The following is a 14,571-nucleotide window of genomic DNA, read 5'->3' on the forward strand; positions in this document are numbered from 1 at the left end:
ACGCCGGACCAACCAGCGCACGACGCCCCGCTGTTGATCCTCCACCACGGGCCCTGACCGCTCAGCCAGCCGCCCCAGCACGTAGATCGCGGAGAAGCTGTCCAACTGCACCGCGTCCCACCACCGCCCGGCAGGCAGGGTCCGCGCCCCAAGCCGCGCCTCCGGAATCCAGGCGGGGAGGGGCGAGTTACTCGTCATGGTCGATGACGCTATGGAAGGGTCCGATCACCCATCAATGGCACTCTGTGGCACTGGGTCGACGAAGTGCCACTCCCCGTCACCCCCGCTATCTTCAGAGCGGTAGCCGCATCGTGTCGGCCAGCCGCCGCATGTCCGGGGTCAGCGTCCGCCGTTTGGCCACTATCCGCGCCAGCACCTCCTTCGCGTACCGCTGGTGCGGCAGCCACTCCGGCGCGTCCCGCTCCACGAGCAGCATCGTCTCCATGGCGTCCCGGTGTTGCCGCGTGAGCACCTGGGCGTGTGCCACGTCCAGCAGGTGCCGGTTGCGATTGCCCACGGTCGGCGGCAGGTGTTTCGCGCCAACCTGCCGTGCCACGCGCAGCACCTCATCCGGGCGGTCCTCGACCATCGCCTGTTCGGCGCGCTGCATGCCGACCGTCAACCGCGTGAAGCGGCGGATGAATCCGGCCCGGCTCAGGGTCTTTCCGGGGCGGGGCGGCGGCATCGTAACTGCGGCGGCCGTCGCCAGCCGGAGCGCGTGGGCGGCGTCGTCCGGACGGGCGTCCCGGCTCGCCGTGGCGGCGGTGCGCAACAGCAGCCAGCCCCAGGCGCTCAGGTCCTCAGGGGTGGCGCGGGAGAGCCGCGGCTCCAACGACTCGGCCCACCGGGCCGCGAGCCGGCCGGCCTCCCTGAGCCGGCCACGCCGCAGCAGCAACCAGGTGGTGTTGTTCGCCAGCGCCGCCGCGTGCAACTCGTCCGGCACCTCGGCCTGAGCCAGCGAGAACGCGACTTCCGCCGAGGCGTAGTTCCGGGTCTGCGTCATCAGCCGGCCCGTGATCTGCATGACCTCCATGCGCAGCGGGCGCCCCCGATCCGTCAGTCCGGCAAGGGTGTTGGCGTCCCGGATCAGGCCCGGCAGGAACGTGGCGATGCCCGCCAGGTTGCCGCTGGTGTAGTGCGTGATCGCCAGGTCCAGGTCGGCGCGGACCCCGGCGAGCGTGGGCGGCTCGTCCAGGTCTCGCGGGTCCGGCACGTCCGGGTCCAACGCGGTCTGGACGTCGGCCCAGTGGGCGGCCCGAGCGCCGGACGCGGGGGCGGCGTCGCCGGCCTCGGCGGCGATCAGCGCCGTCGTCGGGATGTGCAGGGCGGCGGCGAGCCGCCGGGCGGTCTCCAGGCGGGTGTCCTGCCGCTCCCCCTGTTCGAGCTTCCTGATCAGGGAGAGGGACACACCGGACTCGACGGCGAGCACACGCTGCGACAGCCCGGCCCGCTTGCGCGCCCGCCGCAACCTGTCCCCGAAGGGGGCAACCATGACCATATGCCTCCGATCTGACGCGACACCAGAAACGGTACCTCCGGCGATCTACCGGTGGGTGGCGATCGCCTCCGCGTGGAGCGGATGGGCGGTTTCAGGTCGTGTCCGCGGTGACACAGTGCCGCAGCGAGTCGCGCCTCCGCTCGTCGCCGAGTTCGACCGCGAGTGCGTTCCGGCCGCGCCACAGCGCCCTGGCCGGCGATGCCGGGCTGCGCACGGTGAGGAAACAGCCCCCACGCTATCGAGGGTTCTCGCCCACGGCACGCCCCGCCCCACCCCGAGACATCTATGTCGAAAGGGCGGTTCCTCGGGCGACAGCCCGAGGGGAAACGGACGGTGGGGCTCTGACTGCGGACGCCCGCGCCGGCCTCCCGCCGGGTTTCCCCGGGCAGGAGACCGACTCGATCGCGAGCTATTCGATGATCTTGTTGAGAAACGCCACGGTCGCGGCGAACGCGACCACCCCCGAGATGGTCGCGTTCGCGGGATGCGTGGCCGCGAGGATGAGCAGCACCCCCGCAATCACGCCCGCGACGATGGCGACCACGAGGATGAGCGCCGTGCGCTGGGAGAGCAGTGGCCCGTCGGAGGACGGCGGGGATGTCGTCATCGCCTCGCCCGCCATCAAACGGTGCCACGCGGTGTGGGGCACGGTGGCTCCGTCACGCCGCGGGAGGGTAGTGGGCCATGTATGGTCCCGGCGGTCAACGATCCAGGTGACTGCTGGGGTCTCCCCGAGGGAGGGAAACGCCAGGAACCGCGTTCCTGGGGACATTGCGGGGGCATGCCGTGAGACGCCTCGCTTCCTGTGAGACTGCCTAGTCCGGTGTTTCCGGCGCATGCGTTCACGGGAAGGCGTACAGATGCCCTTGGTAGGGAGGGCCGCTCAAGCCCGCGAGGACACGCGTCCGCCTGACGGTAGCCCAACTGACCCTGCATTAGCTAGGGCTGACGGAGAGTGGGCAGGCGCATATGCCTGTCGAGCGCCCCGGGCTACCACCCCCGGGGCCTCAACTCGGTCCCGGACTAGGCAAGCCACGGCAGACCGCTGGCCACGAGCTTGGCACCCCGCGATAAACGGTCGATAAAGGAGGGCTCCGCCACTCCACGTTCATCCGCCATCCCACATGCGCGGGTATATGCACTATATGTCCACCTCCGCAGGTCGGAGGCTTCGAGCGGCAACCCATGCGCGACCTGGACTTCTCTAGCCCTGCTGGATTCTCACTTAACGGCTACTGAATGGACTGCTACGGTTGCGACTATGCAGTTCAGCCTTCTCGGCCCGGTGCGGGCATGGTCCGACGAAATCCCTGTCCCGTTGGGGCCTCCTCAACGTCGTGCCGTGCTGGCCCTGCTGCTGCTCGCCTCGGCCCAGTCCGTGACGACGGCCGCGCTACGCGAGCGGCTGTGGGACAAGACGGCACCCAGCACGGCCATCTCGGCTATCCAGGTGCACATCCACCATCTACGCAAGGCACTTGCCAGTGGAGGTGGTTCCCACATCGACACCTATCCGGGCTTCACGAAGGATGACGTCAGCTACGCGTTGGCGGTCGATCCAGGCGCATTGGACACCACCCGTTTCGAATCGCTGCTCGACGCGAGCGAGGCTGCGCGGAACGCGGGCGCCCCTGCCAGCGCGGTCGAACGGCTCGACGAGGCGCTGGGCTTGTGGCGAGGACATCCGGCGCCGGAACTGCAGTCCACCCCCTATGTCATCACCATGCGTCGACGGCTGACCGACCTGAGGGTCGACGCGGTGCGGCGGCGTGCCTCCTGCCTCCTCGACCTCGGCGCGGTCACCCGAGCCACGGCAGACCTCCTGGAACTCAACACGGAGCACCCCGGGAACGAAAAGACCGTGGTGCTGCTGTCGAACGCGCTGTGCCGAGGGGGGGCTCACCCGCGCGCCCTGCGACTGCTCTCGACCGAACTCGACCGCTGGCAACACGAATACGGCCTACGCCCGGCAGAACTCGTCCGGGAACGTGAGCGTCTCGCCAACGGTGGGGCGATGCCGTGAGGGTCGAGGCACGGCTTCTCGGGCCACTGCGGTTCACGATCGACGGACGCGACGCCACACCGACCGCCCCGCGCCAGCGCGCCCTCCTGGCCGCCCTCCTCGCCTACTGCGGCCGTCCGTTGTCGCCTCGCACCCTGTTCGCCAACGTCTGGTCGGACGTTCCCCCCGCCAAAGCCGACTCACTGCTCCAGAACTACGTGTACGCCCTCCGCAAGCGGATGGGCCGGGTTGCTCGCGACGGCGATGGGCACGCCCTCATCACGCGTGATGCCGGCGGCTACATGCTCCACGTCGTAGGGGAAGACCTGGACAGCCACCGGTTCACGACATGGCTCGAGCAGGCCGGTTCGCTGCTCTCCGAGGGCAACCACAAACAGGCTGACGCACTGCTCCACGCGGCGCTGGCGCTGTGGCGAGGTCCCGCGTTGTCCGGGGTCCCCTCCTACCCGGGATCGGCCGTGGACGCGCTGCGGCGGCGTCTCGAAGAACAACGCGCAACGGCCCATACCTTGCGGATCGATGCGGCGCTGTCCGCCGGCCGTGATTCCTGGGCCGCCGCCGAGCTGCGCCAGTTGGTTCACGAGTATCCCGATGACGAGCGTTTCACGAGACAGTTCATCACGGCCCTTCGACGAACGGGGCGCAGCAGCGAAGCGGATGAACTGCAGCGAAGGCTTCCGTCCACGCCCCCGGTCGCCGTCACTCGTCCACAGGTGACGCCGGCCGTCAGCCGGCCAGTGCCCCACAGGTTCTCCACCTGGAGCACGACTGCGCCCCGTCAGCGCCTCGCCAGAGAAGGCTCGTTGTACTTCTCCGTGCTCGGGCCCGTCCGTGTCCGGCAGGGCGAACGGGAGTTGCCCGTGGGCTCGCCTCAGCTGCGGGCCATGATCGCCACCCTGTTGCTCCGTCACGGTCGCACGGTCTCCGCCCAGGAGCTGGTCAACGCGCTGTGGGGCGAGGAACCGCCCTCGCACGCGGTCGCCACGGTCCGCACCTACGCCTCGCGGCTCCGCAAGATGCTGAGCGCGCGATCCGACGTGTGGGTGAGCGAGTTCGGCGGCTACGCCCTCCAGCTCGGCCCCGACGACGAGTTGGACGTAGACACGCTCGCCAAGCTCACCGCCACGGCCGAGAAGGCCGCAGCGGCCGGCGAGCTGCCACTGGCCCACGCCCTCTACGCTCAGGCGCTCGACCTGTGGGACGGCGAGGCCCTGGGCAGCGTCCCCGGCCCTGAGGCCGAACTGCAGCAGACGCGGCTCGCCGAGCAGCGGCTGAGCCTGCTTGGGCAGCGACTCGACATCGGCCTCCAGGCGGGTCTACACGCGGAGTCCGTCTCCGAACTGACCACGTTGACCACCGAGCACCCCTTCCGCGAGCGATTCGTGGAGCTGCTGATGCTGGCGCTCTACCGCTGCGGCCGGCAGGCCGAGGCGCTGGCCGTCTACACGGACGCCCGCAGGAGACTGATCAACGAGCTGGGTGTGGAGCCGCGCGTCGAGCTCGCCGAACTCCAGCAGCGGATTCTCAACGGGGACCCCTCCCTCAACTACGTCGGTCCACCCCCGACCTACGTCCCGCCCCCGAAGCGGCCATCCCAACTGCCGGCCGCCGTCACCGACTTCACCGGCCGCGCCCCCCTCGTCGCGGAGCTCGGCGCCCAACTAGGCTCCCGCGGTGGCCGGGTGATGGCCATCGCCGGCATGGGGGGCGTCGGCAAGACCACCCTCGCCGTCCAGGTCGCCCGCGCCGCCCGACAGGACTTCCCCGACGGCCAGCTCTACGTCGACCTCCAGGGCACGGGCTCCAACCCCACCGATCCTGCGGTCGTGCTCGGCGATTTCCTGTTGGCCTTCGGCGTATCGTGGAACTCGATTCCCGGCAACCTCGATGGACGTGCCGCCCGTTATCGCTCGTTGCTCGATGGCCGCCGCGTACTCGTCCTGCTCGACAACGCCCGCGACGCCGCCCAGGTCCGCCACCTGCTGCCCGGCACGCCCGACTGCGCCACCCTCATCACCAGCCGGGTCCGAATGGTCGACCTCGCCGGCGCCCACCTCGTCGACCTCGACGTGATGAGCCCCGAGGAGGCACTGACCCTCTTTACCCGCATCGTCGGCGAGGAGCGCGTCAACGCCGAACGCAAGGCCGCCATGGACGTCGTCGCCGCCTGCGGCTTCCTGCCCCTGGCCATCCGCATCGCCGCCTCCCGACTGGCCTCCCGCCGCACCTGGACCGTCTCGATCCTGGCGCGCAAGCTCAGCGACCAGCGCCGCCGCCTCGACGAGCTCCAGGCCGGCGACCAGGCCGTCAAGGCCACCTTCGAACTCGGCTACGGCCAGCTGGAGGCCGAGCAGGCCCGCGCCTTCCGCCTCCTCGGCCTCGCCGACGGCCCCGACATCTCGCTCCACGCGGCCGCCGCGCTCCTCGACCACGACCCCGAGACCACCGAGACCATCCTCGAGACCCTCGTCGACACCTCCCTGCTGGAATGGGTTGGGCCAAACCGATACCGCCTGGCCGATCTCGTCCACCTTTTCGCCCGTGCCTGCGCCGAGCGGGACGAACAGCCCCCGGCCGAGCGGGACACGGCGCGGCTGCGGCTGATCGACTTCTACCTGGCCACCACCGCCTGCGTGTACAGCCTGGAGCGGCCGGGCGACCCGCTGCCTCGCCACCTGACGCAGACCAGCCACCCCGGGCTCCCGTTCGACTCGGCCGGGGCCGCCGTGGAGTGGCTTTCCACCGAGGCGAATTGCCTACTCTCCTGCGCCCGCCAGGCTACCGAGCCGGCCCGGCTGCGCGCCGGAGCCGACCTGCTGCTCCTGGCCCGCGACCTGTCGGAGTCCGGCGTGTTCTCGTTCCAGTACGAGCGGGCCGCCGAGGCGCTGCTCCGCGCCGCCCAGGAGACCGAGGACCCGCGCACGGAGGGACGGCTGCTGATCGCCCTCGCCCAGGCCGACAACCACGCGGGCCGCTTCGACTCCTCCGACGTGCGTGCCCAGCGCGCCTGGATGCTCGGCATCGCCGCCGAGGACCCCACCATCCGCTCCTACGCGGCCAACCTGCGCGGCATCACCGCCGGCTACCTCGGCCGGGAGGAGGACGCCGAGGGGTATCTCCTCAAGGCGATCGACGCCTTCCGCGAGTACGCCGACCGGCCAGGCGAGGCGAGCGCCCTCGCCAACCTCTCGCGCAGCTGCCTCAGCCTCGGCAACACCACGAGGGCCGTCGAACTCGCCTACCAGTGCCTGGAGATCCTCCAGTCACTCGGCTCCACCCTGTTGGCCAACGGCCAGTACGCCCTCGGCCGCGCCCTCGCCGCCGACGGCCAGTCCCAGGCCGCGATGCAGCAACTGACCCTCGCGCTGGCCACCTTCCGGGCGCACAGACACCGGCTGTGGGAAGGCATGACCCTCTTCCGCATGGCCGAAGTCCACCTGGGCACCGACCAGCCCGCCGAGGCCGCCCGCCTCGCCGAGCAGGCCCTTGGCCAACTGCGTGGCATCGGCGGCGACTTCCGCCGCGCGGACATCCTCACTCTGCTGGGCCACGCCCTGTCGGCCATCGGGCAGGCCGGCCGCGCCCACGCGTGCTGGGAGCAGTCCCTCGCCACCTACGAAGAGCTGGGCAGTCCGAAAGCGGGCGCGGTGCGGAGCCTGCTGCGCTCGTGGGTCGTCTAGGTCGAATACCGGCTCGGGATTCGGGCGGACTGTCCACATCGTGAGCCACGCCCTTGACGAATGTCGCGGGCTGGCTCATTCTCGTCCCCATGCGCTCGCTCTTGACGTCACGTCGACACGTCGACCTCGGTCGTGTCACGACGGCCTCCTGTTCCGCCTGACGGACGTCTTTCCCGCGCCTGCACCGTCGCCCCGGCCCTGAGCCGCGCGCGGTCCGCTTTCTCTCTCCCCTGATCTTGATCGACTGATCAACGCCGTCCGTCGTCGACGGCTGCTCCGGCCTGCCCGCCCGACCGCGCGGGGGGCTGGGCCGCGAAAGGAACGCTCTGCCGTGTTGTCCACACGTCTGCCCAGATCACGGGCCAGATCGCGGAGATCGAACTCCGCCGCCGTGCTGGCCGTCTCCTTCGCCGTCCTGCTCACCGCCTGCGGCGGCGGCAGCGGCGGAGGCGGCGGCGGGGGCGCCGCGACAGCGGACGCCGGGGAGCCGGTCGACGGGGGGACGTTGCGGTACGCGTTCAACGCCGCGCCGGACTGCGTCGACTCGCGGCAGCGGCCGCAGCTCAACTCCCGCATGATCGGCCGTCAGTTGGCCGACACCCTCACCGAGCAGGACCCGGAGACCGGCGAGATCCTGCCGTGGCTCGCCACCTCCTGGGAGGTGAGCGACGACGTCACCCGCTTCACGTTCCACCTCCGCGACGACGTGACGTTCAGCGACGGCGCGGCGTTCGACGCCGAGGCCGTCCAAGCCAACTTCGACGCGATCATCGAGCTCGGCGTCCAGGCCCCGCAGGGCTTCAGCTTCCTCGCCGGCTACCAGGAGACCGTGGTCGAGGACGCGTACACGGCCACCGTCGTGTTCGAGGAGGCCAACGCGCAGTTCCTCCAGGCCACCGCCACCCAGTCGCTGGTGCAGTACTCCCCCGCCTCGCTCGGCAACGACCCGGCCGACCTGTGCCTCGGCGACTTCGCCGCGTCCGGGCCCTTCACGCTGGACGAGTTCACCCCGGAGACCTCGGTGCGGCTGGTGAGGCGCGACGACTACGCGTGGGCGTCGCCGCTGGCCGAGAACCAGGGGGCCGCGCACGTCGAGGCCGTGCAGCTGGACGCGATACCCGAGGGCAGCGTCCGGCAGGGCGCCCTCACCAGCGGGCAGGTCGACCTCATCGAGGCCGTACAGCCCGCCACCCAGGCCCAGTTGGCGGACACCCCCGGGTTCACCGTGGCCACCTCGGCGCTCCCGGCCATCGCCATCCCCTACATCCCGCTGCCGTCGAGCCCCAGGCTGCGGGACGCCGAGACCCGCCGCGCGCTCAGCCTCGCGCTGGACCGCGACGCGATCGTGGGGGCCGTCTACAACGGCGTCCACGCGACGGCCACCGGCGTGCTGACCACGGCCAACCCCGGCTACCTCGACCAGTCCGACGAGGTCCGGTACGACCCGGAGGCCGCGGCCGGACTCCTCGACCGGGCGGGCTGGGACACGGTCGGCGACGACGGCATCCGCCGGAACGCGGACGGCGAGCGGCTGAGCCTCACCATCACCTACGAGTCCACCGACCCGCTGGCCGAGCAGCAGCACCAGCTCGTCCAGCAGCAGTGGGCCGAGGTCGGCATCGAACTCGGCCTCGACCCGGTCGCGACGTTCCCGGACGTCACCATCGACGAGTACCCGGGCGACCTCACCACCTGGAGCCAGACCCGGGGCGACGTCGACGTGCTGCGCCTCGTCTACTCCTCCTTCGACCCGGCGTACAGCATGCGGTACGGCAACCCGGACGAGGAGCTCAACGAGCTGCTGAACGCACTCCAGACCACCGTGGACCCGGAGGAGCGCGGCGCGATCGCCGACCAGGCGCAGCGGCTGATCATCGAGCGCGGGTACGCGATCCCCGTCTACGACCGGGTGTCGGCCTACGGCTTCGACGACGGGGTGGGCGGCTTCCGCACCGACCTGGAGGCCAAGCCGCTGCTCAACGAGGTGTGGCTCGCGCCGTGATCCGCTACGTCCTGGTCCGGCTCGGCAACGGCCTGTTCGTGCTGTGGGCCGCGCTGACCGTGTCCTTCCTGGTGCTCCACCTGGTGCCCGGCGACCCGGTGTCGGTGATGCTGCGCGGCAACGGCGGCGAGGCGTCGTCCGTCGACCCGGCCGCGGCGGACGCGCTCCGCGCCGAGCTGGGCCTGGACCGGCCGGTCCACGAGCAGTACCTCGACTTCGTGTGGCGGGCGGCCCGACTCGACTTCGGCACCTCCTTCACCACCGGTGACGAGGTGCGTGCCGTGCTCGGCAGATCGCTCGGGCCCACCCTCGAACTGGCTGCCGCCGCCCTGCTGTTGACTTTGGTCCTCGGCGTGGCGGCGGCGGTGGCCGGCACCCTGCTGCCGAAGGCGCCGCTCCGGTCCGCCGTGCTGTCGGCCACGGTCGTGGGGAACGCGGTGCCGAGCTTCTGGACGGGCATCGTGCTGCTCCAGGTCTTCTCCTTCGGGCTCGGCTGGTTCCCGGCGTACGGCGCCGGCGACCTCGGGCAGCTCGTGCTGCCCGCGTTCGCACTCGCCCTGCCGGGCATCGGCACCCTGGCGCAGGTGCTCAGCCGGAGCCTGCGCACAGCGCTCGCCGACCCCTATGTGCGGACGGCGCGTGCCAAGGGCGCGAGCCGGCTGCGCGCCACGACCGCGCACGCGCTGCGCAACGCGGCGATCCCCGCGATGACGCTGTTCGGCCTGATGGTCGGCGGCATCGTCGCGGGGGCCGTGATCACCGAGACGGTCTTCTCGCGGCCGGGGCTCGGCACGCTCACGGCCAACGCGATCGGCGGTCACGACTTCCCGGTGATCCGGGCGCTGGTCTTCCTGGCCGGCGCGCTCTACGTCCTGGTCAACCTGGCCGTGGACCTGGTCTATCCGAAGGTCGATCCGCGGATCGTCCTGAGGGCGGCGTGATGGTGACGGAGACCGAAGTGGCAGGAGAGGCGACGTCGACGTCCGGCACCGGCACCGGCACCGGCACCGTGTCGAAGACCGGAGCGGCACGCGGCTGGGCGCGTCGGGTGGGCCGCCGGCCCGGGCTGCTGCTGGCCGTGCTCTACCTGGTGCTCGTCCTCGGCTGGACGGTCGCCCCCGGCCTGTTCGCCGGCCAGGACCCGCTGTTCACCGATCCGGCCAGCGGCCTCGTCCCGCCGGGCGCCGAGCACTGGTTCGGCACGGACAACCTGGGGCGCGACATCTACGCCCGGGTGGTGCACGGCACCCGGGTCTCGCTCGTCGCCGGCCTGCTGGCGGTCGGGCTCGCGCTGGCCGTCGGCGTACTCCTCGGGACGCTCGCCGGCTACCTCGGGGGCTGGCTCGACCAGTTGCTGATGCGGGTGGTCGAAGTGCTGGTCGTCATCCCGGGGTTGCTGCTCTCGCTGGCCGTGGTGTCCATCCTGGGCTTCGGCACGACCAACGTGGCGATCGCGGTCGGCATCGCCGGCATCCCCAACTTCGCACGGGTGGTGCGGGCCGAGGTGCTGCGGATCAGGGGCAGCGCGTATGTGCGGGCCGCCGTCGCCGGCGGCAGCCGCACCCCGGCGATCCTGCGACGGCACGTGCTGCCCAACGCCTCACCGCCGGTGCTGGTGTTGGCGGCGCTGGACGTCGGCGGCGCGGTGCTGTCGATCTCGGCGCTGAGCTTCCTCGGCTACGGGGCGGCGCCGCCGGCACCCGAGTTGGGCGCGATGGTCTCGGCCGGCCGCGACTACCTGACCACCGCCTGGTGGGTCACCACCTTCCCCGGCCTCGCGATCGCCCTGGTCGTGCTGGCCACCAGCCGCGTCGCCCGCGCGCTGGAGCGCACCGGAGTCCCGTCATGAACGAACCGACCGTCTCCCCTCCCCTGCTCGCCGTCCGTGACCTGCGGGTCTCGTACCGGACGCGGGCCGGCACGGTGCCCGCGGTGCGCGGCGCCTCGCTCACGGTCGCCGCGGGCGAGACCGTCGCGCTGGTCGGCGAGTCGGGCTCCGGCAAGTCGAGCGTCGGCCTCGCCGTCCTCGGCCTGCTGCCGGACGGCACCGAGCCGGTCTCGGGCTCGGTCGAGCTCGACGGCCGCAACCTCGTCGGGCTGCCGGAACGCGCCCTGCGCGGCGTCCGGGGCCGCGAGATCGGCTTCGTCCCGCAGGACCCTAAGGCGTCCCTCAACCCGGTGCAGCGCGTCGGCGCCCAGGTGGCCGAGGTGCTGCGCATCCACGGTCTCGAACGCGGCCGGGCCGCGGCCGCGCGGCGCGCGCGGGAACTGCTCGGCGAGGCCGGCCTGCCGGAACCCGACCGGGTGGCCGAGCGGTTCCCGCACGAGCTGTCGGGCGGGATGTGCCAGCGGGTGCTCATCGCCATCGCGCTGGCCGGCCGGCCGCGGCTGCTGATCGCGGACGAGCCGACCAGCGCCCTGGACGTCACCGTGCAGCGCCACCTCCTCGACCACCTGGCCGACGTCACCCGGCGGGCCGGCACCGGCCTGCTGCTGATCACCCACGACCTGGCCGTCGCGACCGAGCGCGCCGAGCGGGTCGCCGTCATGTCGGACGGGCGGGTGGTGGAGACGGGCCCGAGCGCGGACGTCATCGGCGCGCCCTCGCACCCGTACACCAGGGAGTTGGTCGCGGCGGCGCCCTCGCTGACCGCGCCGCCCGCCACACCGGCGGCGCCGGACGCCGAGCCGCTGCTCACCGTGGAGAACGTGCGGCGGGTCTTCCGCACCCGGCTGCCGCAGGGCGGACGGCAGGTGACCACCGCCGTCGACGGGGTGAGCTTCACCCTGCCGCGCGGCGGCTCGCTCGGCGTCGTCGGCGAGTCCGGCTCGGGCAAGTCGACGCTGGCGCAACTGCTGTTGCGCCTCGACCGGCCGGACGCCGGCCGCATCGTGTTGGACGGCGTGGACCTCACGTCCGTGCCGGCCGGCCGGTTGCGGCGGCTGCGGCGGCATGTGCAGCCGGTCTTCCAGGACTCCTACGGCTCGCTCGACCACACCTTCACCGTCGCCGAGGCGATCGCCGAACCGCTGCGCGCCTTCGGCGTCCCGGGCCGCGCGCGGCGGGTCGCCGACCTCCTCGACCTGGTGCGGCTGCCGGCCGCGGCGGGTGCGCGGCGCCCGACCGAGCTGTCCGGCGGCCAGCGTCAACGCGTGTGCATCGCCCGGGCGTTGGCGCTCACCCCTCGGCTGCTGGTGCTGGACGAGCCGGTCTCCGCGCTCGACGTGTCGGTGCAGGCGCGGATCCTGACGCTGCTGGCCGAGCTGCGCGAGGAGTTGGGGCTCGCGTACGTGTTCATCTCGCACGACCTGGCGGTGGTCAGGCAGGTCTGCGACCGGGTGCTGGTGATGCGGCGCGGCCGGGCCGTGGAACAGGGCGCGGTGGCCGACGTGTTCTCCGGCCCGCGACATCCCTACACCCAGGAACTGCTGGCCGCCGTGCCCGGCGGCCCGCGCACCGTCTCCGAAGGAGCCTCCCCATGACGGACGCCATCCGGTTCGCCGACGACTGGGCTCGGTGGCACGCCGAGCGCGAACGGAACCTCGCCGCCCCGCACGGCTTCCTCGCCATCACCAGCCTGCGCTGGCTGACCCCCGAACCGACCCGCTTCGACGACGCCCCTGGCAGGTGGTCGAGCACGGCCGAGGGGGTGGTGGTCGAACTGGCCGAGGGCGAGGAACTGGACGTCGGGGGCACCGCGGTGTCCGGCCGGTACGTCTTCGCCGAACTCGCCGAGCGGGCCAGCGTGTTCGCCCGCCACGGGGAGCGTGCCCTGGAGGTCGCGATCCGCGGCGGCCAGGCGATCCTCCGCCCCCGCGACCCCGACCACGCGCTGCGCACCGGGCATGTGGCGACCCCGGCGTACGCCCCGGACGAGCGGTGGGCGCTGCGCGGCCGCTACCTGCCGTTCGACGCGCCGCGCGCGGTGACGGTCGGCGCCGTGGCGGAGGGCCTGGAGCACGTCTACGACGCGCCGGGCCGGGTCGAGTTCGAGCCGCCGGACGGCGGCGGCGCCCACCGGCTCACCGTGTTCAACGGCCACCGGCCCGGGCATCTGACGGCGCTGTTCACGGACGCCACGTCCGGGGTGACCACCTATGCCGCGGTCCGCTCCCTGTCGATCGGCCCGCCCGACGACGCGGGCCGCGTCGCCCTGGACTTCAACCGGGCCGTCAACCTGCCCTGCGCCTACACGGACTTCGCCACCTGCCCACTGCCACCGGCGGGGAACCGGCTGCCGGTGGCGGTGGAGGCGGGCGAGAGGCTGCCGAGGGAGCGGGGTGGACCCGCCGCCTGACGCGTCAGCCGTCCTGCGGGCCGCCGTTCAGCACCACCCGGCCGGTGATCTGCTGCGGGTTGAGCAGCAGGTTGTAGATCGGGCAGTTGCGTTCCACGGCCTCGTGCAGCTCGCGTACGCGCTCCGCCGAGGCCGGGGACGTGACCCGCACGGTGTAGGTGATGTGGTGCGGGTAGATCGGCACCTCCTCGAAGCCCGGCGTCCCACCCCGGGGTTCGTGATCGGCCTCCACCTCGACGTCCAGCGCGTCCAGCGGGATCCGCAGGTCGGCGGCCTGGATCAGGAACACGTGGGTGAGGCAGCTGCCGAGCACGCCCAGCTGGATCTCCGGGGAGGCGGGCCCCAGGTCGTAGCCGGCGAAGTCGGCGCCGGAGTCGCTGATGATCTGGTGGTGCCGGATCCGGATGCGCCGCACGCCGCTGCGGGACTCGGCGGTGGCGGTGGCGCGGAGGCGGTTGGCCCCCTCGCGCGGGGTGGCCTTCGCCGCCTCCCGCCTGGCGAGCAGCGCCGCGCGCTTGACCTCCAGGTAGGCGCGCAGCCCGGGTTGCGGGTCGTCGGCGGTGTCGAGGATCGGTTCGTCCGTCCCCGGGGTGGTGGTGGTCACGTGATGGCGTCCTTCCATGACGGCCGGGCGCGCGGGCGCGCACGGCACGAGAGGGGGAGTGCGAGGGGGGAGAAGCGGGTGAGCGGCGAGCCGCCCTTCAACGGGCGGCGCTGGCGCGGGAGTTCAGGCGCGACAGAGGGAGCCGGAGACCCGCAGCAGGTCGATGTGGCGGCGCGACACCCGGGCCAGGCCGACCAGTCGGGCGGGAGCGTCGTACGAGCGACATGCCATGACGTGTCCTCCCATGCGATCCGATCCCCGCACAAAGCCTGATATCCCCGAAGCCAACCAGGGGCCCCTTCGCACGTCAAGCGCCGTTCCAGCCCGTGGACATCGCGACGAACCATTGCTCCACATACCCCATGGGGGTATCGTCCGGGGGCATGGATGTCGAGGGGTTCGTCGCGAGCGGGTACGAGCGGGTGCGGGAGGTCTTCCAGGGGTTGGTGGACGAGGGGCGGGAGAC

The 14,571-nt window shown here is 72.1% G+C and carries 13 protein-coding genes and 2 pseudogenes; 9 read left to right on the plus strand and 6 right to left on the minus strand.

Annotated features, from left to right (window positions below; translation table 11 throughout):
* The 4 genes and pseudogenes from E1283_RS38160 to E1283_RS17380 all read right to left on the minus strand — a co-directional run.
* Positions 1 to 198, minus strand: a pseudogene (locus E1283_RS38160) (hypothetical protein); the annotation flags it as partial.
* 94 nt (positions 199 to 292) lie between these two features.
* Positions 293 to 1,492 (minus strand): helix-turn-helix domain-containing protein, encoded by a 1,200-nt coding sequence (locus E1283_RS17375; RefSeq protein ID WP_132818975.1) that lies wholly within the window; start codon positions 1,490 to 1,492, stop codon positions 293 to 295.
* A 97-nt stretch (positions 1,493 to 1,589) separates the two neighbouring features.
* The gene (locus E1283_RS39465; RefSeq protein ID WP_279571270.1) at positions 1,590 to 1,712 is read right to left on the minus strand and encodes a hypothetical protein; all 123 of its coding nucleotides are present in this window, start codon (positions 1,710 to 1,712) and stop codon (positions 1,590 to 1,592) included.
* Positions 1,713 to 1,907: 195 nt separating this feature from the next.
* Positions 1,908 to 2,147, minus strand: coding sequence for a hypothetical protein (locus tag E1283_RS17380; protein WP_132818976.1), 240 nt, complete (start codon positions 2,145 to 2,147; stop codon positions 1,908 to 1,910).
* 612 nt (positions 2,148 to 2,759) lie between these two features.
* Between E1283_RS17380 and E1283_RS17385 the strand changes: the two genes are divergently transcribed.
* The 9 genes and pseudogenes from E1283_RS17385 (at position 2,760) to E1283_RS17415 (ending at position 13,501) form a co-directional block, all read left to right on the plus strand.
* Entirely contained in the window at positions 2,760 to 3,521 is a 762-nt protein-coding gene (locus tag E1283_RS17385; RefSeq protein ID WP_132818977.1) for an AfsR/SARP family transcriptional regulator, read from the plus strand.
* Positions 3,518 to 4,117, plus strand: a pseudogene (locus tag E1283_RS39880) (AfsR/SARP family transcriptional regulator); the annotation flags it as partial. The gene E1283_RS17385 and the pseudogene E1283_RS39880, both read left to right, overlap by 4 nt.
* 207 nt (positions 4,118 to 4,324) lie before the next feature.
* Positions 4,325 to 7,201, plus strand: coding sequence for an AfsR/SARP family transcriptional regulator (locus tag E1283_RS17390; RefSeq protein ID WP_425086190.1), 2,877 nt, complete (start codon positions 4,325 to 4,327; stop codon positions 7,199 to 7,201).
* 89 nt (positions 7,202 to 7,290) lie between these two features.
* Positions 7,291 to 7,362, plus strand: a complete 72-nt coding sequence (locus E1283_RS39885) for a putative leader peptide (protein WP_425086191.1) — start codon at positions 7,291 to 7,293, stop codon at positions 7,360 to 7,362.
* 170 nt (positions 7,363 to 7,532) lie between these two features.
* On the plus strand, positions 7,533 to 9,203 hold the full coding sequence (locus E1283_RS17395; protein WP_132818979.1) for an ABC transporter substrate-binding protein: 1,671 nt from the start codon (positions 7,533 to 7,535) through the stop codon (positions 9,201 to 9,203).
* The gene (locus tag E1283_RS17400) at positions 9,200 to 10,144 is read left to right on the plus strand and encodes an ABC transporter permease (RefSeq protein ID WP_132818980.1); all 945 of its coding nucleotides are present in this window, start codon (positions 9,200 to 9,202) and stop codon (positions 10,142 to 10,144) included. Before E1283_RS17395 ends, E1283_RS17400 begins: the two co-directional genes overlap by 4 nt.
* 17 nt (positions 10,145 to 10,161) lie before the next feature.
* Positions 10,162 to 11,052, plus strand: a complete 891-nt coding sequence (locus E1283_RS17405) for an ABC transporter permease (RefSeq protein ID WP_243744904.1) — start codon at positions 10,162 to 10,164, stop codon at positions 11,050 to 11,052.
* The gene (locus tag E1283_RS17410) at positions 11,049 to 12,686 is read left to right on the plus strand and encodes a dipeptide ABC transporter ATP-binding protein (protein ID WP_132818982.1); all 1,638 of its coding nucleotides are present in this window, start codon (positions 11,049 to 11,051) and stop codon (positions 12,684 to 12,686) included. Before E1283_RS17405 ends, E1283_RS17410 begins: the two co-directional genes overlap by 4 nt.
* Positions 12,683 to 13,501 (plus strand): DUF1684 domain-containing protein, encoded by an 819-nt coding sequence (locus E1283_RS17415; RefSeq protein ID WP_132818983.1) that lies wholly within the window; start codon positions 12,683 to 12,685, stop codon positions 13,499 to 13,501. Before E1283_RS17410 ends, E1283_RS17415 begins: the two co-directional genes overlap by 4 nt.
* Positions 13,502 to 13,505: 4 nt before the next feature.
* Here the strand turns inward: E1283_RS17415 and E1283_RS17420 are convergent, their stop codons facing one another.
* Together E1283_RS17420 and E1283_RS39725 are read right to left on the minus strand one after the other, a co-directional pair.
* Positions 13,506 to 14,105 (minus strand): OsmC family protein, encoded by a 600-nt coding sequence (locus tag E1283_RS17420; RefSeq protein WP_243744905.1) that lies wholly within the window; start codon positions 14,103 to 14,105, stop codon positions 13,506 to 13,508.
* A 123-nt stretch (positions 14,106 to 14,228) separates the two neighbouring features.
* Positions 14,229 to 14,336: a putative leader peptide gene (locus tag E1283_RS39725; protein ID WP_341829930.1), complete on the minus strand. Its 108-nt coding sequence runs from the start codon at positions 14,334 to 14,336 to the stop codon at positions 14,229 to 14,231.
* Positions 14,337 to 14,571 lie beyond the last annotated feature (235 nt).

Origin of the sequence: Streptomyces hainanensis, assembly GCF_004348415.1 — a bacterium.
Lineage (GTDB): Bacteria > Actinomycetota > Actinomycetes > Streptomycetales > Streptomycetaceae > Streptomyces > Streptomyces hainanensis.